General features: G+C 50.1%; 16 protein-coding genes. 10 read left to right on the forward strand and 6 right to left on the reverse strand.

Features of this window, described 5'->3' with window-relative positions:
* Positions 1 to 62 precede the first annotated feature (62 nt).
* From A4Z71_RS00205 to A4Z71_RS00220, 4 genes are all read left to right on the forward strand, one after another.
* A complete protein-coding gene (locus tag A4Z71_RS00205) occupies positions 63 to 701 on the forward strand; it encodes a response regulator transcription factor (protein WP_070954000.1) in 639 nt (212 codons plus the stop codon).
* Positions 702 to 777: 76 nt separating this feature from the next.
* Positions 778 to 2,439, forward strand: a complete 1,662-nt coding sequence (locus tag A4Z71_RS00210; RefSeq protein WP_158512759.1) for a sensor histidine kinase — start codon at positions 778 to 780, stop codon at positions 2,437 to 2,439.
* Positions 2,440 to 2,505: 66 nt separating this feature from the next.
* On the forward strand, positions 2,506 to 5,694 hold the full coding sequence (locus tag A4Z71_RS00215; RefSeq protein WP_070954002.1) for an NHL repeat-containing protein: 3,189 nt from the start codon (positions 2,506 to 2,508) through the stop codon (positions 5,692 to 5,694).
* A 10-nt stretch (positions 5,695 to 5,704) separates the two neighbouring features.
* Positions 5,705 to 6,442: a DNA alkylation repair protein gene (locus tag A4Z71_RS00220; protein WP_070954003.1), complete on the forward strand. Its 738-nt coding sequence runs from the start codon at positions 5,705 to 5,707 to the stop codon at positions 6,440 to 6,442.
* On the opposite strand, the gene A4Z71_RS00225 is transcribed toward A4Z71_RS00220, so the two are convergent.
* Positions 6,439 to 7,251, reverse strand: a complete 813-nt coding sequence (locus A4Z71_RS00225; protein ID WP_070954004.1) for an exodeoxyribonuclease III — start codon at positions 7,249 to 7,251, stop codon at positions 6,439 to 6,441. The two genes, A4Z71_RS00220 and A4Z71_RS00225, sit on opposite strands and share 4 nt — an antisense overlap.
* A gap of 75 nt (positions 7,252 to 7,326) precedes the next feature.
* Between A4Z71_RS00225 and pyrE the strand changes: the two genes are divergently transcribed.
* The 3 genes from pyrE to A4Z71_RS00240 all read left to right on the forward strand — a co-directional run bounded on the left by pyrE (position 7,327) and on the right by A4Z71_RS00240 (position 13,414).
* Entirely contained in the window at positions 7,327 to 7,890 is a 564-nt protein-coding gene (pyrE, locus tag A4Z71_RS00230; protein ID WP_070954005.1) for an orotate phosphoribosyltransferase, read from the forward strand.
* Entirely contained in the window at positions 7,868 to 9,076 is a 1,209-nt protein-coding gene (locus tag A4Z71_RS00235; RefSeq protein ID WP_070954006.1) for an MFS transporter, read from the forward strand. Before pyrE ends, A4Z71_RS00235 begins: the two co-directional genes overlap by 23 nt.
* A 144-nt stretch (positions 9,077 to 9,220) precedes the next feature.
* Positions 9,221 to 13,414: a lectin-like domain-containing protein gene (locus tag A4Z71_RS00240; RefSeq protein ID WP_145943860.1), complete on the forward strand. Its 4,194-nt coding sequence runs from the start codon at positions 9,221 to 9,223 to the stop codon at positions 13,412 to 13,414.
* A gap of 28 nt (positions 13,415 to 13,442) precedes the next feature.
* On the opposite strand, the gene A4Z71_RS00245 is transcribed toward A4Z71_RS00240, so the two are convergent.
* Complete coding sequence (locus tag A4Z71_RS00245; RefSeq protein ID WP_070954008.1) at positions 13,443 to 14,213, reverse strand: HAD-IIA family hydrolase; 771 nt, start codon at positions 14,211 to 14,213, stop codon at positions 13,443 to 13,445.
* A gap of 78 nt (positions 14,214 to 14,291) precedes the next feature.
* Here A4Z71_RS00245 and nhaA point away from each other — a divergent pair, with 78 nt between their 5' ends.
* The 3 genes from nhaA to A4Z71_RS00260 all read left to right on the forward strand — a co-directional run bounded on the left by nhaA (position 14,292) and on the right by A4Z71_RS00260 (position 17,576).
* Entirely contained in the window at positions 14,292 to 15,473 is a 1,182-nt protein-coding gene (gene nhaA / locus A4Z71_RS00250; RefSeq protein ID WP_070954009.1) for a Na+/H+ antiporter NhaA, read from the forward strand.
* 10 nt (positions 15,474 to 15,483) lie between these two features.
* Positions 15,484 to 16,161 (forward strand): TrmH family RNA methyltransferase, encoded by a 678-nt coding sequence (locus tag A4Z71_RS00255; RefSeq protein WP_070955163.1) that lies wholly within the window; start codon positions 15,484 to 15,486, stop codon positions 16,159 to 16,161.
* Between the two features lie 128 nt (positions 16,162 to 16,289).
* Positions 16,290 to 17,576, forward strand: coding sequence for an adenylosuccinate synthase (locus tag A4Z71_RS00260; RefSeq protein WP_070954010.1), 1,287 nt, complete (start codon positions 16,290 to 16,292; stop codon positions 17,574 to 17,576).
* Between the two features lie 90 nt (positions 17,577 to 17,666).
* On the opposite strand, the gene A4Z71_RS00265 is transcribed toward A4Z71_RS00260, so the two are convergent.
* From A4Z71_RS00265 to A4Z71_RS00280, 4 genes are all read right to left on the reverse strand, one after another.
* The gene (locus tag A4Z71_RS00265; protein WP_070954011.1) at positions 17,667 to 18,557 is read right to left on the reverse strand and encodes a DMT family transporter; all 891 of its coding nucleotides are present in this window, start codon (positions 18,555 to 18,557) and stop codon (positions 17,667 to 17,669) included.
* A gap of 88 nt (positions 18,558 to 18,645) precedes the next feature.
* Positions 18,646 to 19,428 (reverse strand): ATP-binding cassette domain-containing protein, encoded by a 783-nt coding sequence (locus tag A4Z71_RS00270; protein ID WP_070954012.1) that lies wholly within the window; start codon positions 19,426 to 19,428, stop codon positions 18,646 to 18,648.
* Entirely contained in the window at positions 19,425 to 20,459 is a 1,035-nt protein-coding gene (locus A4Z71_RS00275; RefSeq protein ID WP_070954013.1) for an ABC transporter permease, read from the reverse strand. Before A4Z71_RS00275 ends, A4Z71_RS00270 begins: the two co-directional genes overlap by 4 nt.
* Before the next feature lie 92 nt (positions 20,460 to 20,551).
* Positions 20,552 to 21,523, reverse strand: coding sequence for a substrate-binding domain-containing protein (locus A4Z71_RS00280; RefSeq protein ID WP_070954014.1), 972 nt, complete (start codon positions 21,521 to 21,523; stop codon positions 20,552 to 20,554).
* Positions 21,524 to 21,708: the final 185 nt, after the last annotated feature.

Consider the following 21,708-nt stretch of genomic DNA (forward strand, 5'->3'; position numbering starts at 1 on the left):
ATAGAGGCTCGACTTCAAGGTCGAGCCTCTAATCTTTAAGCGACATAGTTAGAAGGATTGCTGTGAGCGAAAACTCCAACTTCAGACGCAGAATACTTATAGTTGAAGATGAAAACTTGACTAGGGTTCTCATATCAAATCTTTTGACATCTGAGGGTTTTGAAGTGCAAACCGCCGATAGCGCTCTTCATGCATCGAAACTAACTAAAGATTTTGACCCAGATGCTCTTATTGTAGATATTTCGCTTGGCAAAGGTCCCACCGGGATTGACCTAGTTCATTCCCTTCAGGCAACTAGGCCTTATTTGAGTTTTTTAGTTTTATCTAATTTTGCTGCTCCACCGGCATCAATTAAAGAACTAAAGAGTGTTGCCTATCTGCAAAAGAACCAGATTTCAGATCCGAAGGTTTTGATATCGGCTTTGAACAGTGCGATGTCAAAACCTGATGCGGCTCAAAACTATCCATTCAAGGTTCCGAATGAGGTGTCTAAGCTCACCGCACAACAGTTGAAAGTTTTGGGGCTAGTAGCACAGGGTCTTAGCAACAGTGAAATTGCCTCGCGAAGAAACACAACTGTAGAGTCAACCGAACAGATGATAGGCCGAATCTATAAAAAGCTTGGTCTTGAGCGCAATAGTGCGGCAACCTTGAGAGTGCAGGCAACCAAAATATATCGCGAGACTCTCGGCAACAACTAGCCCCATGCGAGAGCTGACTAGACGCCTAAAGAGTTCCGAGGCCCTTACCTGGCCGGCAGCGATCATTGTCATTGTGATGGTTTATTCACTTGGTCCGGCATACACGTCGCTGTCGGCGGGGGGCTCAGAGCAAGAGTGGCGAAAAATATTCTTTATCACCACACTCGTCTATTTCGTTTACGTAGTTGTTGCGAAATTCACTTTTCTGCGTGGCAAAAGCATTCGGCAAAGGCCACTGCTATCCGCAGCATCTCTAATTTTTTCAGGATTGGTTATTTCGCTCGGCACAAGGATGATTGCCGTTTACTGGCTTGACTTAGAACCCAATCGAATAATGATTTTGCGAATAATCACTATTTCGATCGCGGTGATTGTATGGCACCTAGCCCTCGCAGTTTTAGTTCACGATGAGAGAACCCACCGCGCCGAACTGGAGGGACTACTAAATGCGATTGAGAGTGCCTCAATCAGTGAAAGATTTGCAACACTCCAGTTGCTTGAATTGCGAAACAAAACAATTAAGCAAATTGAAAATACGCTCACAGGAGCATGGAAAAACTTAAAGGCAACCAGGCAAATTTCTGCCGAACTAATCGATGTCGTTAATTTCGTCGTGCGCCCTTTAGGGAGAGAGATTTCAAAAATTGAAGTTCCTGAATTAGGCCCCCATGCTTCAGTCAACACAAAAATAACTTGGCGCGAAAAAATAAATCGATGGAAAAATCATCTAGATACGCTCTCAATCTATGACAATGTAGCCACACCAATTGCAGTGGCAATCGTTCCATACATGTCTCGCAACCTAATTGCCGCACCACTTGGGGCTGAGCGTGGTGTTTTGCTCTCGTTTTTATTGTTTTTTTCATTGGCAACTCTTGGGAAAAAATTAGACTTCAAAATCAAATTGCAATGGCGTCTGAAATGGCGGGCTCGATTAGCTGTAACGCTTGTCGTATCCGCCTGTTTTGTTGACGCATACCTGTTCTCTGTGCTGTTCAGTAAAGCAAATATTCAGTTATCAATGATTGCGGTTGCTGGCAACTTAATGATTTGTTCCATCATCTTCTTTATCAGACTGCTTAATTTTGATCGAAAAAAGATTATTGAAGAATTACAGGTGGTTTCACGTAATCTGTTCTGGTCTCAGGCCCGCCTGAAGCAGCTGGTTTGGGTTGAACGACAAAGACTCTCAAATTTGGTTCATGGCCACATCCAATCGCAGATAATAGCGACCGCAGCGAACTTTGAAACTCAAAATCTCACTGATCGTGAAACGGTGGCTCTATTTAAGAAGCTTCGAATTGATCTTCAAAAAATTATTCGGGATCAAAGCCGCACTGAGTCAGTCCCCAAATTACTTAGGTCACTTAAGAAACTTTGGATGAATTCAGTTGACATTAGATGGACGATTTCTGAAGAGGCACGAAAAGTTCTCAAGCTTGATCAAAATGCTGCAGATTCTGTCATCGAAATTATTCGAGAAAGCATCCTAAATAGCGTCAAGCATGCTCGCGCTCAAGTTCTAATTGTCGATATTAAATTAGCCGAAAGCAAAAGCCACACAATTCCAAGCGCTGGCTTTCTCATACTGAACGTTACAAATGACGGTAGGCCCATTCCAAAAAAAGTGACTAAAGGACAAGGGCTTGCTTTTCTCGATTTGGTAGCAGCCGAGTGGCATCTGCTTTCATCGTCAACCGAAACACAATTGACCGCCCGTGTTGCTTTTCAAAACTAAACACCAAATGCTAGGTAAACCAAGCATTTAGAAATCCAGAATCAGGCAACAAGTTTTGATGTTGTCATGAAAAAACTCTGGGGAATCGTACTTGTTGTAGCCTTATCCGTCCTTAATTTTTCAGCTCCAGCCCAAGCGGTTGATGTTGTTCGTTATTACATTGCAACCGAGGGCACAGCTTCCGGCAGTTCAGGGGGTAGTTGTGAATCACCAAGCTTTGTTGGAAACGGTGAAGGGCCGATTCAAGCGGCTTTAGATTTGGCGGCTAGCTCAAACGATGAAAGCCAGTCCTACACCGATGTGGGTTTCAACCAAAATGTCACTTACACCGAAATTATCCTTTGTGCCGGTACCTGGCATTTGACCGAAACCCTGAATGTTGACGCCAACGTAATCATTAAAGGTGCCGGATATGCTGCCACAAAAATTGATGGTGGTAATCAAGTTCGAATCATGAACATTGGTTCTTTTGATCCTGCACAGTTTGGTCTAACCTGGGCCGATGTCCAAGCAAACCCGGCTGTCCTGCGAGATCGAGCCAGCTTTGCAGCCCGAGTTCAAATTCAAGACCTAACGCTTCAAAACGGCTCAGCCAATTCCGCAGCCAATGAAGCAGATCGAGTTGGCGGTGCAGTAAGGATTCTTGGGCGCGATAGTGCACACTTCAAAAATGTCTACTTTTCGGGTAATGAGGCTTGGCGAGGAGCAGCCGTTTACGCTGTCGGCGGTGGGGGAGACAATTTCGAGCAGGTAGACAACTCTCCAGCTGGTGATTTAATCATTGAATCGAGCGCCTTCTCACAAAACATCATCTCTGGTGGTGAGGGCCGTGGTGCCGTGATTATGGCAATCCGTTATCAACGTGACCTAATCGGCGCTCAAATCGTGAACAGTAGTTTTTACAAAAACGTTGCCGAAACAACCTTGAACTTTACCTTCACAAACGGCAGAAGCATCGGAAACTCTTTCGTCGACAACAAAACCAATGACACTCCGGACCTAGCCGGTGGCGGAACAATTGTCGTGCGCGGAAACGTGCTGGCGCAAAATAATTCAACCTTGCTGTGTAATGACCAGCTTCAAATGGGTTCAGATTCGCTGTCGACTGGGGCCTGCGGTGCGGCAGATAATCAAACCACAAACGCCACCTACGCAGAAATAGCACCACTTGATCTTTATCCAGCTGACGAAATTCCAGTGCAGCGATTTGCTCTGGCCAGTATTACTCGCAACAATTGGCCAGTTGCTTCAAACTGCCCAACGCTAGACGCACTTGCGCAAGCTAGACCAACAACAGGGTCTTGTGATTCTGGGCCAATTCAGCAACCAGACGCACTGAGCGCCGCACCAGAGTTAGTGGCAACTGCCGAATTCAGCCAGGATGGCGAAATTGCATATGTGACTACCCCTCCTTCATCAGGAGTGTCATCAAAAGTCACGTATTCAAGCGTCAGCAGTATCTGTCGAGTTGATGCGGCCTCGGGAAATGTCACTGCGCATGTGAACGGAATTTGTAACGTTGATTGGGCTGTTTTTACCGACATCAATCACCTGGCTAACCAAGGATCTACTCGTCTTGTCTTTACCGTTTTCGATCGAAATGGTGGAAGCCCAGGCACTTATTTAGTCGAGCATTTTCAAGGCACAACCTATTTCATTACTACCTCAGGAATAATTGACCGCCTTTTGCCAAACGGCGAGTATGAAGCGGCATGGAAAACTCTGCAACCACGCGACGAGTGGGCTGGAAACACTTGGTCTTCGGCAATTGACTCGAATGGCACGCTTTACGTTGCCTACTGGTACGGGAGAATTGCCACAATCACTCCAGAGGGAGTCGTTGAAGAGTCGGCCTATACCTCGCACGGAATCGGCGACATCGCTACCTTTGGAATTTCACCGAATGACGAACTTTATGTTGCAACCTGTGATGCTGCTAACGGTGATGACCAGGTGTTCAAGTTGTCTGCCGATAACGTGCCAACTAAAGTTGCCGACCTACCAGCAGGTAGCTGTGCCTCAATCATGGCCTTTGATACTGACTCAAACATCTATTTGGCTGAATGGTATTCGAGCGGTTTATTAAAGGTGTCGCCTGATGGCACCGTAACCGAGCAGCCCGAAGCTACCGGTGGGTGGACCCAACAATTAACCGTGGATGAGAAAGGTGACGTTTACTCGGGTACCCACGAAGCTCAAAAAATTGTAAAACTTAGCAAAAACGGCGAATTCGATGATGCATGGCTCACGTTGCCTAACGGCTGCAAACCGGCAGGTGTTGCCTCTAACGGCCGCGAGGGACTTTATGTAGTCTGTAACAACACCAAGCAGATCTTAGAAATTGATACCGTAACCAAGTCGGTCATCGAAAAGACCACTCCACAATTTGATACCGGTTGGTTCTCAAACGCGAGGTATGCAAACAACAAACTCTTCTTCGGCTCAGAGTTTGGGTATAACGGTCTCGTTGCTTTCAATAAGGCGGAGCAAAGCAACATCTCAGTGAGCTCTGAGGTAAATGTTGCCGAAACTAGAGCAACTCTTACAGCAACTGGCGGTACGGGCACGGGCTCAATTGTTTATGAATCAGTAACGCCTGCATCCTGTGAAGTTGCGGCAGACGGCACGGTTACCGCACTTACTCAGGCAGTGTGCAAGATAAAGGCATCAAAGCGCGGTGACCTAAATTACTTCCCGAAATATTCGGCCGAATACACGGTTAGTTTTGCGGCAGCACCGGCACCCGCGCCGGCACTTGCACCTTTGAAGAACGTTCAGACTCCGCTCAGTGCGACGAAAGTTGCCGCCAGCATAGGTTCCAAAGTCCAGTTGTTATTGAACGGCGGCAGCGGTGAAGGCAAAGTCGTTTATCGAAACTTGACCCCATCAGTTTGCCAGGTTGACTTTGTCGGAATGGTAACGACAAAGGCCAGCGGAGAATGTCAGGTGGAAGTCAAGAAGGCCGCAACAGAAAAATTTGAGTCAGCCACAGCAATTCTTTCTGTTTCAGTATTGCCACTTTCAACCAAGGCACTTGAACACCCTGCATTACTGACCACTCGCGAATTCGGAAGATTGTCAACGGAACAAATTAGGTCACTAAGCCCGGAAGCTATTGGGCAAATTAGACCGATAGTTTTGGCAGGTCAAAAAGTAGCAAAACTCAAGCTCTTGACGCCAGCGCAGCGCAAGGCATTGACTAAAGAGCAGTTGAGCAAACTCACATCTGCTCAGAGAAAAGCTGTTGGCCGATAACCTTAGTTAGATGGAACTAAATGCGGCGAGTGTCATTCAGGCGCTCGCCGCATTTTCACGTCCAGACCAGATTGTTCAATACCTACGGTTTTTCAAGACCGGTCCGGGTCAGTATGGTGAGGGCGATGTTTTTATTGCGGTGAAGGTGCCGGAAACCCGTTCGGTGGCCAAGCAATTCAAAGATTTACCAGCTGAAGAAATCGACATACTGATGCAATCGCCAGTTCACGAGCATCGTCTCTGTGGTCTGGTGATTCTTACCGAGCGATTCAAACGCGCAAAAACAGAGGCCGCACGCAAAGAGATTTTCAATCACTACCTTCAGCTGGCTTACGAGGGTCGAATAAATAACTGGGATTTGGTTGATGTGACCGCGCATCGCATTGGTGCTTATCTAATTGATCGTCCAGGTTCGATGGAACTTCTTGAATCTTTGGCAAGAAGTGAAAAATTGTGGGAACGACGAATCGCCATGGTTTTCACTTTTGCCTACATCGGCGTCGGTCGTCTTGATGAGCCCCTGCATATTGCAGAGATGCTGCTGGGCGACATAGAAGACCTAATGCACAAAGCAGTCGGCTGGGGCCTTCGGGAAGTCGGTAAAAAAGATGTCGAAAAATTGCGAAAATTTTTGAGCCGCTTCGCGGCTTCGATGCCGCGCACTGCACTGCGATATTCCATCGAAAAATTTGATGAGACCGAGCGTAAATATTGGCTAGCTCAAAAGCAACTTCAGGCGACTAGCTAATTTAAGTCAACAATTACCGGAACATGGTCGCTAGGCGCTTCACCTTTGCGCTCGTCTCGATCAATTTCGGCGGCGGTGACGCGCTCGGCAAAAGGCTCAGATCCCAGAATGAAGTCGATTCGCATCCCCTCATTCTTTGGAAAGCGAAGTTGCTGGTAATCCCAGTAGGTGTAGCCTTCAACCCCGCGTTCGCGAACCACATCGTGCAAACCAATTTGCTCAAATGCAAAAAAAGCGTTGCGCTCAGGTTCAGACACGTGAGTGGAACCGGCAAAGTCGTCGATGTTCCAGACATCTTGGTCGAAGGGGGCGATGTTAAAGTCACCCATCAAAGCAAAAGGTAAATCAGGTTCGTATTCAACCCATTGGGCCGCGTTCGCTGCCAGGCGGTCTAACCAATCAAGTTTGTAAATATAGTGCGGGTCTTGCAGTTCGCGACCGTTAGGAACATAAAGCGACCACAGACGCACACCATCGAATGTCGCAGCAATTGCTCGAGCTTCAAGTTGCTCACCATTTGCTCCACCGTCGGTGGGCCCAACTGCTTTGTCGAAGCCAGGCATTTCGGAAAAGCCAATTTCGACATCTTCAGCATCAATCCGGCTGGCAAAGGCAACACCGTTCCACTGGTTTAGCCCGTGCATGGTGATTTTGTAGCCGGCATCCTCGAATTTGGCATATGGAAACTGTTCGGGTTTGCACTTTATTTCTTGCATGGCAAGAACATCCACGTCTTTTCGAACCAACCAGTCGACGACCCGATCGACTCGCGTGCGAATTGAATTTACATTGTGGGTAGCGATGCGCATGGTTTCGGCCTTACTTCAGCAACAGGCAGGTTTACGAACGCAACTTTGCCTATTTTTGAAGTTTAGACTGAGTGCATGACCTTTTCATCTGCCGCAAAGCCACGTCTAGTTGAGCTAATCAAAGAATTAGCTGTAATTCACGGACGCGTCACATTATCGAGCGGCATTGAGGCCGACTACTACGTAGATTTGCGGCGTGCCACGCTGCATCACGAAGCGGCGCCACTTATTGGTCAGGTGATGCTCGATTTACTGGCTGCCGAGGGCATTACCGAATTCGACGCGGTTGGTGGTCTCACCATGGGTGCCGACCCAGTTGCCACCGCAATCTTGCATCAGGCTGCAGCACGCGGTCGCCAGGTAGATGCTTTTGTTGTGCGCAAGCAGGCTAAAGCACACGGTATGGGTCGCCAGGTTGAGGGCCCAGACGTAAGCGGCAAAAAAGTCGTGGTTGTCGAAGACACTTCAACTACCGGAGGTTCACCGCTCACGGCTGCAAAGGCATTAGAAGAAGCGGGTGCAATTATTGTTGCGGTAGCAACTGTGGTAGATCGAGCTACAGGGGCCGACAAGGTTATCGGCGATGCCGGATATAAATATGTAAGTGCGGTGTCTCTTGAAGACCTCGACCTCGCTTAAGCCTTACGTTTTTCTTGAAATTTCATCCCTCACCAGTGTTATCGGTGGGTCGATGCTGTTCATCCTGTTTCCTTGGCTTGCTCTTGACGTAACCGGATCATCGGCGGCCGCCGGCTTGCTGGTGACAATCACAGCGATTCCAGGATTACTGCTTTCGCCGGTGATGGGCTCGATTATCGACCGGTTCGGGCGTCGCAACACTTCAATGTGGGTCGAATACCTGAGCGCTGTCTCAGTAGTCATCTTGCCGATTGTTGCCTGGTTCATCGACATAAACCTGTTTATTTTGATTCTTATCGGTGTAATCAAAAACTTTGTTTCGAGTGGCTCACCCAGCGCTCGAAAATCACTTGTACCTGATGCTGCAACTGCCGCTGGCATGACACTGCCAAGAGCAAACTCGATTCATGAGGCACTATTTGCAACCGGTTTTGCCATTGGTCCAGCCATAGCCGCGGTGCTAATTGATCAGATTGGCGCCATCAACGCTTTTTGGGTTTCGGGCATATTTTCTGTGATTGCGGGTGTTTTTAGTCAGCTAATTCGGGTGCATGAAAAACACGAGGAAAATGACGAGGAGAGCGGCAACATTTTTGTCTATGCCTCACAGGGCTTCCGAATTCTGTTCAGCACACCGGCTGTACTAATCATGATGAGCACCTTCCTGTTCTTGGCGATTGTCTATTTGCCAACCGAAATGGTGGTTTTACCAAGGTATTTCAACGAGATAGGTTACCCAGAAGGCCTAGGCATCATCATTTCGGTCATGGCCGGCGCCTCAACCATCGGGGCTCTACTGTTTGAAAAAATCAATAAGTACCTAAGTTTTGCCAAAATTTTCCGCATCGCCATCTTGGGTGTTGCCGTAGCTATGATTCCAATGTCGTTGCTGCCACCGCAGTGGGCATTTGTGGTGTTTGGCGCCATACTTGGCCTCACCTGGGGCCCACTTGGTCCGTTGCTCAATACTGTAGTGCAAGAGAAAATTCCAGCGAATAAACGCGGACGCGTATTCGCCTTAGAGTTAGCCATCTGGAGCGGCGGCCCGATGATTTCTATGGTTGCCGTCGGTTTGGCACTAGACGCGTTCGGTGTCAGAGCGGTTTATTTGATTGAAGCCATTTTGGTCACCGCGGTAGCAATTTTCATGGCCACGCGCAAGCGCCTGCGCGAACTTGACGCTTAAATAACCTTCGCAATTCTGACTATTTAAGTTCGGTATGACCGAACATTTGGCGTGCTTTTTGAGCCTGTTTGCCTAGACTAAGAAAGTCATATCCGGACAAGTCTGGTGTGCCCATATGGCCAAACTTACGAAGGAATCTCAAACGTGCGAAGTCTGTCTAAATTCAAGTCAACGAAGTTCGTCAGCGTTGTTGCGGCCGCCGCTGCACTGCTAATTCTGCAGTCATCGGTGGGACTTGCACCTGCGGCAGCATTGCCTACGTTCTCGCCGACCGATTTCACAACCATTGCCACCGGCGGGCAAAGCAGTACCCTAACCCCGAGCACTGCAAATAGTTACCTAACTTATGAACTCACTCCGGCCACAAACGGTAGAGCGGGTGCTGTGTGGAATCAAAAACGAGTTGTAGTTTCGAATGATTTTGAAATTAATGCCGAGGTTTATTTAGGCTCTCAAGACTCGGGAGCCGATGGAATGGCCTTCGTTTTGCAACCAAACTCGACTTCTAATCTCTCTCAGGGCGGAGGTCTTGGTTACCAAGGGATTACACCTTCGCTTGCCGTTGAACTTGACACTTATCCGAACACCAGTGATTCGAATGACTCCTCTACTGACTACATGTCGTTCACGGTCAATGGTGATACTGATCACAGTTCACTTGTAAACCAAGGATTCAGTCAAGTTGCCGTAGGTAATTTAGAGGATGGCACCTGGCGCAGCTTTCGCTTCACCTATAACGCAACATCAAAAATCGCAAAGGCATATCTTGCGGGAGTTGAAAAATTATCGACTCAGATTGATCTGAGCACTTTATTTTCGGCATCTTCTGGGAATGTTTACTGGGGTTTCACTGCCGCAACGGGCGGTATGAATAATCAGCAGCAAGTGAGATTTGCCGATACGGCAATCTATGCCGCGGTTACCAGAACTAACCAAGGCCCAACGGTCAGTGATCCAGGCAACAAGTCAATTAATTTAAACGCGACGAAAATTGTGGCTTTCGACATCGCCGATCAAGACAACTCCACGACTCAGGCTCAATGGAAAATCGAGGCCACCAGTTCGGATCCATCGAAGGTGAATGTAAAAGCCGCATCAATTACTTCGGTTTCAACAGCGTCCGTCGAACTTGAAACTTTTGCTACTGCCGGATCTGCAACAATCTCGGTAAAAGTTTTCGATTCTGATGGTGCCGTTGCTGAAAGAACTTTTACGGCAAGTGCCAGCAATGCACCAAGTTCAATTAGCCCAGCCAACTTGGGAGCATTCGAAGTTAATACGCAAATTGTTCCGATTCAACTAACGTCAGATGCCCCTGGAACTCTGACCTGGTCAGTGCAGGCCGGTACCTTGCCAGCTGGTTTGACACTTTCAAATTCTGGTGCTTTGAGTGGAACCCCTTCGGTCGCTGGAGCTTACGACTTTACTGTTAGAGTCACCAATTCAAACAACGAGTACTTTGACAAACAATTTACGGGGGTAGTTTCACAGTATCTGGTACTCACCAATGGCGCGATGAGGTTTGGTAATGGTTCACAATCCTCGATTGATGGAAAAGGTAACTTCCAACAGCCTTTTTACTGGTCTGCAGCCTCAAATCAATTCTTTAAATTAACTTATTCCTCATACCCATTAGATATGGCAATAGGAAGTGGCACTCAGTCCCAACATTGGTCTGGTGGTACTGTCCAAGACTTCAGTGGTCTTTCACCATCTTCGAAAATGATTGACTATTCAGGTTTTGTGGTTACTGGCGATCAGGGTAGCGGCAAAAAAGGTTACGGAAAGATCGTCACGCGGTTTACATATGGCATTAATGCACAGAGCATGCAGATTGAAAATACCTACTCTCTTGGGCAATCGGACTCTTTCGTAAAAATTCAAACAAAAATTACCAATCTCGATGCAAACCCAGTGTCACAGGCTTATATCTACGTTGGCACCAGGGATGACTGGGTCGGTAATTCCGATGGCCCAACGAAGACAAAAGGAAACCTTGACGGCCCAAATGGCTCTTTCCAGGCTACAACCGTTCAGTCTGACCCTGCAAAAGCCCTGAGAATTACAACGGCATCTGAGGGTGCACTGTTTTACTCAACGACTGATGGCACCAACATGTCAATCGACAGCTGCTGTAGCTTTGCAAACGCATACAATGTGAATCCTGCTCAATCGCCACTCACCCTAAGTGGCGACGGATCATATGTTGCAGTATTTCCTGTCGGCAACATCAGTGCTAACGGCTCAAGCACCGTAACGTGGTTTTATGCGGCAGGTTCGCTTCAGAGCCTGGACAGCGTCGCTCAATCGGTTGCCGCTGCTGCAGCCCCACCGGCACCAAACGTCACTCGAGCTAGCTCGCAAGCTACCTTGACATGGCAGGCGCCAGAAATTGACCCTGCCAGCGAAATCACCAATTACGCTTACAGCATTTCTGAAGACAATGGCGCCACTTGGTCTAACGCAATTGCAGTTTCGCCAGCCTCGATAAACACCACATTTGTTGTGACGGGTCTTGATAACACCAAGCGTTATCAATTCAGGGTTGCGGCATACACGAGGGCTATTGGAAGCCAGTCAACCGCAACACTGGGCTCCTGGTCTGGTGCCTCAAGTGCAGAATTACTGGGTGGACCTAATGTACCGACCATCAGCTCAATCGTGGGTGGAAATGGGTCACTTTCGATAAATTTCACGGCCGCAACCAGCCCGATATCACCTGTTACCAACTACGAATACAGTCTTGATGGGGGAACAACTTGGGTAACGCCATCAACCCCAGTGACCGTTAGCCCTTTACTCGTAACAGGTTTAACTAACGGGTCTTCATATGCGGTGAAAGTGCGCGCTGTAAATATTTACGGGGCTGGAAATGCTACTGCTGCAGTCTCCGCTTTGAACTTGCCTCGTTGGACGAGTACCACAATTCCAACGCTTGTGGTCGGTGGGGCAATTAGTCAAACTGTTGCTGCGATTGCCGAAGTGACTTATTCGCTTACCGATCCAGTCAATAATCCGCTTCCAGCCGGCCTGACTCTAAATAGTGCAACCGGAAGAATTTCAGGAACTCCAACCACGCCCGGCGTATTTGACTTCAGCATCTCTGCAACTAACTCGGCAGGAACTGTAACTCAGAGGTTCCAAGGTGAGGTCTCGCCCTTCTCATTTGTGCCCGGTACAGCAAATTACTCTGCCACTACAGGTGTGGCATTTAATGCTGAGATTAAGACCGACACTGCTCGTGGCTTCAATGTTGCAAATGGTGTGACTGTGGTTTCAGTAGGCAATCTGCCGAGTGGAATTAGCTTCACAGTGATAGATGACAATGTTGCCGATACGTACCCGAGAATCCTACTCACCGGTACCCCTATGGCAACTGGAACTTCTGAGATCTCAATTGAGCTTAGAGACAGCAACAATCGAAGTATCTCAGCAACAATTAACCTGGTCGTTAGTAACCCACCGCCACCAGCCCCGGTCGTGACTCCAACTCCAACTCCAAGTCCTTCGGCTTCGGTTCGACCAACTCCGAGGCCAACGCCGTCGCCGACGCAATCCACTGTCGCGCCAAGGCCGACCGCTACGCCTACTGCAACACCGAGCCCAACACCAACGGCTACACCTTCGCCAAGTGCGCAACCTGTTGCGGCACCGGTTTTGCAGCCAACTGTTGAGCCAACGCCCAACGTGGTTTACCAGGCAGTATCCGAGATTCCGCAGGTGCTGATTAACGCTTTGCTCAGCCCAATCGCGTTTACCACCAACGATGCTGCTGAGCCGGTCTTGCCAGAATTAGCACCGCTTGAATCGGCAGCATTGGTGAACGGAACCCCGGTTCCGGTTCAGCTAATTCCGACTGAAACGGCCGACGGTTATGTGCTCAAGGGAGAAGGGTTCGAGGTTGTACTGGCTGCAACCAGTAAATCCGGCGAGCCTCTGAAACTTGACGAATCAGGCAACATCATCCTCAATGACGAGCGCGTCGCTAAATTTAGCGGCTCGGGTTTCGCGCCTGGCTCAATCATTAAGGTTTGGTTGTTCTCTGAACCAACCGAGCTGCGCGAAGTTATCGCCGATGCCAACGGTGAGTTCTCAGGCGAGGCCGCGGTTCCGGCCGATGCACCGATGGGTGAGCACACCATCCAGTTGAATGGCATCACGCAAAATGGCGAACTTCGCTCGGTAGCAATGGGTGTTGTTCTAAACCCGGATGCCGCAGCACAGCCGGTCAGCCCGACGACCGGTTCCGGTGAAATCAACTGGTGGTTGCTCAGTGCCGGTTTTGCCGCGGCAGCGCTGCTGTTGGTTTTGGTAACTCGCCGACGCAAGAAGGCCTAGTCATCCAGCTAAGTTAAGCCAAACCTCGTTAGAGCAGGTCGGCCACCGAGTTTAGAATCTCGGTCGGCCGGAACGGATACTTGGCAATTTCGGCGTCGTCGGCTATTCCGGTGCGCACCAACACAGTGTGCAATCCGGCTTCGATTCCGGCTACCACGTCGGTGTCCATACGGTCACCGATCATTGCGGTTGACTCTGAGTGAGCGCCAATTTTTCGCATCGCACTCCGAAACATCATCGGGTTTGGCTTGCCCACAATATAGGGTTCCATCCCTGTTGCTTTGGTGATCAATGCAGCAACTGACCCGGTTGCTGGAAGAACCCCATCAGCTGAGGGGCCGGTGGCATCGGGGTTTGTGGCAATAAAGCGGGCCCCGTTGATAATCAGCCGAACCGCTTTGGTAAGCATGTCAAAGTTGAAGTTTCGGGTTTCACCTAGCACCACGTAGTCGGGGTTTTGGTCGGTCATCACGTAGCCGATTTCATGCATCGCCGTGGTTAGCCCAGCTTCGCCAATTACATAAGCCGAACCCTTTGGTTGCTGTTTATCCAGAAACGCGGCAGTGGCCAAAGCCGAGGTGAAAATATTTTTTTCTGGGATGTTCAATCCGCCCGAAACAAGTCGAGCTGAAAGATCGCGCGGCGTGTAAATCGAATTGTTGGTTAGTACCAGAAAAGGCGTTTCCTCAGCCTGCCATTTGGCAATAAGTTCAGCAGCCCCAGGTAGGGCAACTCCTTCGTGCACGAGCACGCCATCCATGTCGGTTAGCCAAGAAACTATGTTGCTGCGATCTGCCATGTGCCTAGCCTAGCGAAGGCTTGTAGGCCACACCGGCTTCTGGAGCGCTTGGATGAATTCTTCACCTAGGCTTAACTCATGCCGAAAACCAGCCGCCTTTTTTCGCGAATTTCAAAGGGTCAGACCCGCTGGCTTGGTGCAGCCCTGCGCAATGAAACCACCGGTGGAATACTGCTTTTGGTTGCTGCCATTGCAGCCTTAGCGTGGGCAAACGTCGATTACGACTCATACTCGACGCTAAAAGAGTTTAAATTCGGCCCAGCAGAATTACATCTTGACCTGAGTCTGGGCAAATGGGCAGCCGATGGGCTTTTGGCAATCTTTTTCTTTGTCGCCGGAATCGAACTTAAGCACGAGCTAGTTCTAGGCTCTCTAAAAGACAAGGCAGTTGCTGCTGTTCCAATCGCAGCCGCACTCGGCGGAATGATCGTTCCTGCCACAATTTTTGCCTTCTTCAACGCCGGGCAACCGACCGCTTCCGGTTGGGGAATTCCGATGGCCACTGACATCGCCTTTGCGCTTGCCGTGTTGGCCGTCGCTGGGCGTTCGCTGCCGCTGGAACTTCGCGCATTTCTGCTCACTCTTGCAGTGGTAGATGACCTCGGCGCCATCCTGGTGATTGCAATTTTCTATACCGCAAAACTTAATTTCTTGGCATTAGCCGTCGCTGTTGGTGGGCTTTTCATTTTTGGGATGCTGCAAAAAAAGCGTGTCACCGGTTGGTATTTTTACCTCCCGTTGGCGGCCATCATCTGGGCCGCCTTGCACGAGAGCGGCATCCACGCAACCATCGCTGGCGTCGCAATGGGCATGTTGATGAATTTGAAACAGACGGATGGGGTGCTGCACGTGGTTCACCCAATTTCAGCCGGTTTTGCCGTTCCGGTTTTTGCTTTTTTTAGCGCCGGAGTCTCGGTGGCCGGAATGAGTATCGGCGATGTCTTCGAATCTCCGGTGGCGTTGGGCGTCGTCCTTGGGTTGGTGGTCGGCAAACCGCTTGGAGTTGTGGGTACCGCGTATTTAATGGCTCGGTTCACTCGAGCCAGCTTGTCTAAAGAGCTCAGTTGGTGGGATGTTGCCACCCTTGGCTCGCTTGCCGGAGTGGGTTTCACCGTTTCGCTGCTCATCAATGAGTTGGCTTTTGGCGGCACTGAGGCAGACGCGATGGGCACACTCGCGGTCTTGCTAGCTTCAACCATTGCCGCAATTTTCGCGACGATTGCGTTGCAATTCAGAAAGCGGGCCTACTCCGGTGTCTAACGACGAAAACATGCACGCCAATGCCTCACACGAACTGACCACCTGGGGTGTTGGCCCATGGCAGGGTGAATGGCCCGAGGGGGCCGGATCCGCGGAGCAACCAAATCCCGATTCGATTTACGATCCTGAATTATTAACTAATGGCGACACACGAAACGTGCTCGATAAATATCGCTATTGGAAAATGCAGGCGATTGTGGCCGACCTTGATTCCCGTAGGCACAACTTTCACGTGGCCATTGAGAACTGGCAGCACGATCTAAACATCGGCTCAATCGTTCGAACTGCAAATGCATTTTTGGCTGCCGAAGTTCACATCATCGGTAACAAACGTTGGAATCGACGCGGTGCCATGGTCACCGATCGATACCAGCACGTGCGTCATCATTCGACGGTTGAAGAATTTATTGAGTGGTCAAAAACCGCTGCGGATGACGGTGGCAAGCTGCCAATAATCGCAATAGATAATGTGCCAGGCTGCAAAAAAATTGAACAGTATGCCTTGCCAGAAAACTGTGTTTTGCTCTTCGGCCAAGAGGGGCCAGGCCTAAGCGATCCCGCCATTGAGGCCGCAGATGTTGTTCTAGAGATTTCACAATTCGGCTCAACTCGATCAATCAACGCCAGTGCCGCAGCCGCCATCACTATGCATCAGTGGGTTATGCAGCACGTAGATTTTTCGAACTAGGCAGAAACAACCTAGGTAATAAAACTCAACCCAACTCTGCGGGGATGACACCATCGGGTCTGCCGACTAAACTTTATAGGTAAGCGCACATCGCGCTTCACTCCCCGATTTGAAACGAGGGTGAACCTATGCCTGCAGTAGTAATCATCGGAGCCCAGTGGGGCGACGAAGGTAAAGGCAAAGCAACCGACCTTCTAGCCGAGCACATCGACTACGTAGTCAAGTTCAATGGTGGCAACAACGCCGGACACACCGTTGTTATCGGCAACGAAAAATACGCACTGCACCTGCTGCCCTCTGGGATTCTCACCCCTGGCGTTATCCCTGTAATTTCTAACGGTGTGGTTATCGATCTTTCGGTACTGTTCCAGGAAATCGAAGCGCTCAGCGCTCGCGGAGTAGATACTTCAAAGCTTCGCGTTTCGGCAAACGCCCACGTCATCACCCCCTACAACGTAATCGTCGACAAGGTATCCGAGCGATTCCTCGGCAAGCGCGCCATCGGCACCACCGGTCGCGGCATCGGCCCAACCTATGCCGACAAAATTAACCGCATCGGAATCCGTGTTCAAGATTTGTTTGATGAAAGCATTTTGCGCCAAAAAGTTGAAGCGGCACTGATTTCAAAAAACAACCTACTAACCAAGGTTTACAACCGTGCAGCAATTCGGGCCGATGAAGTTATAGCCGAACTTCTTGGCTACGCTGAGCGTCTTCGCCCAATGGTTGCCGACACCGCACTTGAATTGCATCAGGCACTTGAAGAGAACAAGACTGTTCTGTTTGAGGGTGGCCAGGCAACAATGCTCGATGTTGACCACGGCACCTACCCGTTCGTCACCTCGTCAAACTCAACCGCCGGAGGCGCATCAACCGGTTCGGGTATCGGCCCAGCAGCATTCAAAACCGTAATCGGAATTGTCAAGGCCTACACGACGCGAGTTGGTGCCGGCCCATTCCCTACCGAGTTGTTTGATGAGTTTGGTGAATTTTTGCGTGCCACCGGTTTCGAGTTCGGCACCACAACCGGACGCCCACGTCGTTGCGGTTGGTACGATGCTCCAATTGCCCGCTACTCGGCTCGAATAAATGGCGTTACCGATTTTGTTTTGACGAAACTTGATGTGCTTACCGGTCTGAAAGAAATTCCTGTTTGTGTTGCATATGAAGTTGATGGCAAGCGCGTTGACGAGATGCCGGTTTCGCAAACCGACTTCCACCACGCCAAGCCAATTTACGAAAACTTCCCGGGCTGGGCTGAAGACATCAGCACTGCACGCACTTTCGAAGAGTTGCCAAAAAACACCCAAGAATACGTTTTGGCTCTAGAGAAGATGAGCGGTGCTCGAATCTCGGCTATCGGTGTTGGCCCAGGTCGCGACGCTATCATCGTGCGCCACAACATGCTTGGTTAGTTTCGGCTTTAGCCGCCGACTAGGTGGGCCCAGCCGCTGGCTGGCCTAGTCAACCGCAGACGAGCGCGGCCAAAGCGACACTGCCCTTGACTATTTAAACCTTTGGCTGATTGCCACACTAAGCAAGATAACTGCAGCGGCCAGCCAGGTTACCGGGGCAACTGTTTGGTGCAATATGACAATTGCCAAGACCATGGTTACCACTGGTTGAATTAACTGAAGTTGTGGCCCCTTGACCAACCCAATAATGTGCAGACCCTGGTTGAGCATGAAGTTCCCGATCGCCAATGAGAACCAGCTAACAAATAAAAAACCGGCCCAGGCTGAAATTGTGGGCCACTCGGTTATCGGGTTAATGGCCCAGTTGGTCAGAGCAATCGGCAACTGAACCGGAATCGAAATCATCACCGCCCAGTTGAGCACGGTGAATGGCGAATATTTGGCGGTTAATTTGGCGCCCGAAATGTGTCCCATCGAGGCGAACAGCACCGCTACTGCAAGAGCTAGATATCCCCAAAATGCTCCGCCACCAAATTCACTTCCGCCACGGGTATAAGCCAGGATCATCGCCGCAATTGTGCCTAAAGCGGCTGCTGCCCAAAAAAGCGGCTTCGGTTTTTTGTGGCCAATTAGCACAGCGATTGATCCTGTGACCAGCGGTGTCACTGCGCCGATAACTCCGGCATCGGCTGGGGGAACTTCTTGCAGGGCCAGCGCCGAAAGCAGCGGAAAGCCGATAATCACACCCAACGATGAGCCGATAATTAGCGGATAAGCCTCTCGCGGCGGCAACAGTGGTTGCTTCATGACTTTCAGGGCGACAACGGCCAAGAGCGCTGCCGGAATCACCCGACCCATGCTCATCGTGATGGCATCAAAACTTTCAAAGCCCAGCGTTACCGCTATGAAGGTGCCACCGAAACCAAAGATGGCCACCAGCGAAAACAAGTAACCGCGAAACAGCTCACTTTGGGTTTGCATGGGGCTCCTTCGGTCAAAAGAGTACCCCCGCCGTTGGAGGTTGCCTTCGTTGGCACCGCCAAGCGGCAGGGGCATTCGATTCAGTTAGTTACTTTCCGCGGACAATATTGATTTCGTGGGTTAGAGCCTCTAGCTCGGCACCACCAGCCATTGCTTTGGTTAGTTCTTCTAGCTCTACATTCGCGCGCTCGAATCGGTTAAGCATCTTGCCGCGGTTTAGCAGGTAGAAGCGATCGCCCACCAGGAACGCGTGGTGTGGGTTGTGTGTAATAAACACAACCGATACTCCTCGATCTTTGGCAGCTAGAACATACTTCAACACGATGCCCGACTGGCGAACACCCAGTGCTGAAGTTGGCTCATCGAGAATAAGCACGTTGGCACCGAAGTAAACCGAACGGGCAATAGCAACCGACTGACGCTCACCACCAGATAGTGTTCCAATTGGCTGGTTGACGTCGCGCAAATCGATACCCATCGCCATTAGCTGTTCTTTGGTGATTTGCTTCATGGTTTTCACATCAAGCCATCTGAACGGACCAAAACCTTTGCGGATTTCGTTGCCCAAGAAGAAGTTTCGCCAAACCGACATGAGTGGAATTGTGGCCAAGTCTTGGAACACCGTAGCGATGCCCTTTGCCAGTGCGTCGCGCGGTGAAGAGAATTCGACCGCTTCACCTTCGACTAAAAATTGGCCGGTGCTTGGCTTGTGCACGCCGCTTAGGGTCTTAATCAAGGTTGATTTACCAGCACCGTTGTCGCCAAGGATGCAGGTAACCGAGCCCTTAGCAACTTCGACCGAAACATCTTGCAGTGCGATTACGCTGCCGAATGTTTTACCGACGTTTTTTAGCTCTAGTGCGTTGCTCATTTTTTACCTCCTCGAGCCTTGCGACTGATGTAGGTGTTAATCATTACCGCGGTGAACAGGATGATTCCAAGGAATGTGGAAGTCCAGTCGCTGTCCCAGCGAGAGTAAGGAATACCGATGTATGCCATACCCATGATTAGCGCACCGATTGATGCACCAACAGCGCTACCGGCACCACCGGTAAGCAAGGTGCCACCAACTGCTGCGGCGATGATGTAGTAGAACTCTTGACCGACACCCTGGCCAGCCTGCATACCCTTTAGTCGCAACACGAACATCACACCAACGAGTGCTGCCGCCATTGCGGTAACCACAAACAGGGTGATCTTGGTGAAGTCAACTGGTACACCGGCGTTGCGGGCAGCGTTTGCATCGCCACCGGCTGCGTAAATCCAGTTACCAAATCGAGTGCGGGTAAGCACGAAGGTTGCCACGATGGTTAGGCCAATCCACCAGAAAAGTGAAATTTGAAAGTCGCCAACTTTTGAAGCAAAGATAGCTTCGGCTGATTCGAAACCCTCGCCTTTGTCAAGGCCGGTAACGCGAACGGCACCGGTGACCATCTTGGTGAACGCCATGTTGGCACCCTTGAGCACGAAGAATGTGGCCAGGGTAACGATGAACGATGGCAGTTTAGTTTTTACAACCACGTAGCCGTTGACGAAACCGACGATGGCTGCAAAAAGCATGGCCAAGAAGATGGATGGCCAAACTGGCAAACCAATCTCGGTGATCATCAAACCGGTTAGCAAACCAACCGAACCAACCATTACACCGGTGGAGAGGTCGAATTCGCCCGCGATCATAAGAAGTGCAACAGCGATACCGACGATGCCAATTGGAGCGGCGATGTCGGTCCAGCCGGCAATTCCGCCTGGAGCAGCAAAGTTTCCGGTGGTGTCTGTTGATGCGAAGAGAATGAAGATGGCAGCGGCTCCGAGTAGCGCACCGAATTCGGGGCGGCGAAGCACACGCATTAGGAGACCGGCGTTTTTAACGCGTTCATCCTTTTGTGTCGACGACTGTGTCATTTGATACCTAACTGAATTTTTTGTTTTTTCTAAACAAATGGTGGGCCAGGGAGGCCCTGACCCACCATTTAGTTATAGGAGCTAATCAGGGATTAGCGTGAACCTGCTGAAACTAGACCCATAACAGTGTCGACGTTGTCGGCGGTTACGAAGCCAGGGCCGGTGTAAACAGGCTGGCCACCACCAAGCTCGTGAGCGTTAGTTAGGTTTAGGTATAGCAAGACCACTGACATGTAACCCTGAGCATACTGCTGCTGGTCGATTGCGAAAGCAATGGTGCCAGCCTTGATAGCGTCAAGGGCTTCTGGAGACATGTCTACGGTTCCGATCTTTAGCGACTTACCAGCAGCTTCGGCAGCTGGAAGAGCAGCCTTTGCAGCGATGTCAGCGTTTAGAGCGAAGATACCGTCGATGGTGTCGTCAGCAGCTAGAGCAGCCTGAAGCTTTGCAGCAGCTGCGGTTAGGTCTGCTAGACCACCGTCAAGGTTGAAGTTCTCAGCCTTGCCGTTGAAGGTGTCGGCTAGACCAGCGCAACGCTCTTCAAGACCAACGTTTGCAGCTTCCTGGATTGGGCAAAGAACGTGCTTTAGGCCCATCTCGTTGAACTTCTTACCGGCTTCTTGGCCGGCAATGCGCTCATCCTGACCGACGTGGGTGAAAGCACCTAGATCGCGGAATACTGCTGAACCTGAGTTCATGGTTACTAGTGGTAGACCTGCGTCAGCAGCTGCAAGCATTGCGCTCTTGATTGCCTCTGGGTCTGGTGCAGATGCTGCGATTGCGTCACAGCCTGCTGCTACACCGGCTTCGATGGTTGCAGCTTGCTTTGCAGCGTCGTTGGTTGAACCCTGGTAGTCAACTTCAATACCTAGGTCTTCTCCGGCCTGCTCAGCACCCTTTTGGGCAACTGACCAGAAGGTTCCGCCGTCACCGTGGGTGTAGACACAAACCTTGATGTCGCTTGCTGGCGCTGCAGTGTCATTTGTTTCTGCGGCTGGAGCCGCACAACCTGCTAGTGCCAACACTGATACTGCAGCAAGAGCTGCGTATTTCTTGATTGACATGAATACCTCTCGTCCTTGAGTTAGATGAGCCAAACAACTTGGACTTGTTGTTTTGACGTAACAAAGTAAAGCACTCATTTCAAACAATTTCGGAACGTTCCAGAGTTTTGTTATCGAATAGAAATAAGGGCGGGCGGGTGTGCTATTTTGGAACTGTCCAATTGGACAAAGTCAGATTTCCAGCC

Origin of the sequence: Candidatus Rhodoluna planktonica, from assembly GCF_001854225.1 — a bacterium.
GTDB lineage: Bacteria > Actinomycetota > Actinomycetes > Actinomycetales > Microbacteriaceae > Rhodoluna > Rhodoluna planktonica.

Coding starts and splice junctions, on each gene's coding strand:
- pyrE (WP_070954005.1), top strand. CDS start 7,327: ATGACCTTTTCATCTGCCGCAAAGCCACGTCTAGTTGAGCTAATCAAA.
- A4Z71_RS00210 (WP_158512759.1), top strand. CDS start 778: ATGGTTTATTCACTTGGTCCGGCATACACGTCGCTGTCGGCGGGGGGC.
- A4Z71_RS00225 (WP_070954004.1), bottom strand. CDS start 7,251: ATGCGCATCGCTACCCACAATGTAAATTCAATTCGCACGCGAGTCGAT.
- nhaA (WP_070954009.1), top strand. CDS start 14,292: ATGCCGAAAACCAGCCGCCTTTTTTCGCGAATTTCAAAGGGTCAGACC.
- A4Z71_RS00270 (WP_070954012.1), bottom strand. CDS start 19,428: ATGAGCAACGCACTAGAGCTAAAAAACGTCGGTAAAACATTCGGCAGC.
- A4Z71_RS00220 (WP_070954003.1), top strand. CDS start 5,705: ATGGAACTAAATGCGGCGAGTGTCATTCAGGCGCTCGCCGCATTTTCA.
- A4Z71_RS00215 (WP_070954002.1), top strand. CDS start 2,506: ATGAAAAAACTCTGGGGAATCGTACTTGTTGTAGCCTTATCCGTCCTT.
- A4Z71_RS00260 (WP_070954010.1), top strand. CDS start 16,290: ATGCCTGCAGTAGTAATCATCGGAGCCCAGTGGGGCGACGAAGGTAAA.
- A4Z71_RS00275 (WP_070954013.1), bottom strand. CDS start 20,459: ATGACACAGTCGTCGACACAAAAGGATGAACGCGTTAAAAACGCCGGT.
- A4Z71_RS00265 (WP_070954011.1), bottom strand. CDS start 18,557: ATGCAAACCCAAAGTGAGCTGTTTCGCGGTTACTTGTTTTCGCTGGTG.
- A4Z71_RS00280 (WP_070954014.1), bottom strand. CDS start 21,523: ATGTCAATCAAGAAATACGCAGCTCTTGCTGCAGTATCAGTGTTGGCA.
- A4Z71_RS00245 (WP_070954008.1), bottom strand. CDS start 14,213: ATGGCAGATCGCAGCAACATAGTTTCTTGGCTAACCGACATGGATGGC.
- A4Z71_RS00255 (WP_070955163.1), top strand. CDS start 15,484: ATGCACGCCAATGCCTCACACGAACTGACCACCTGGGGTGTTGGCCCA.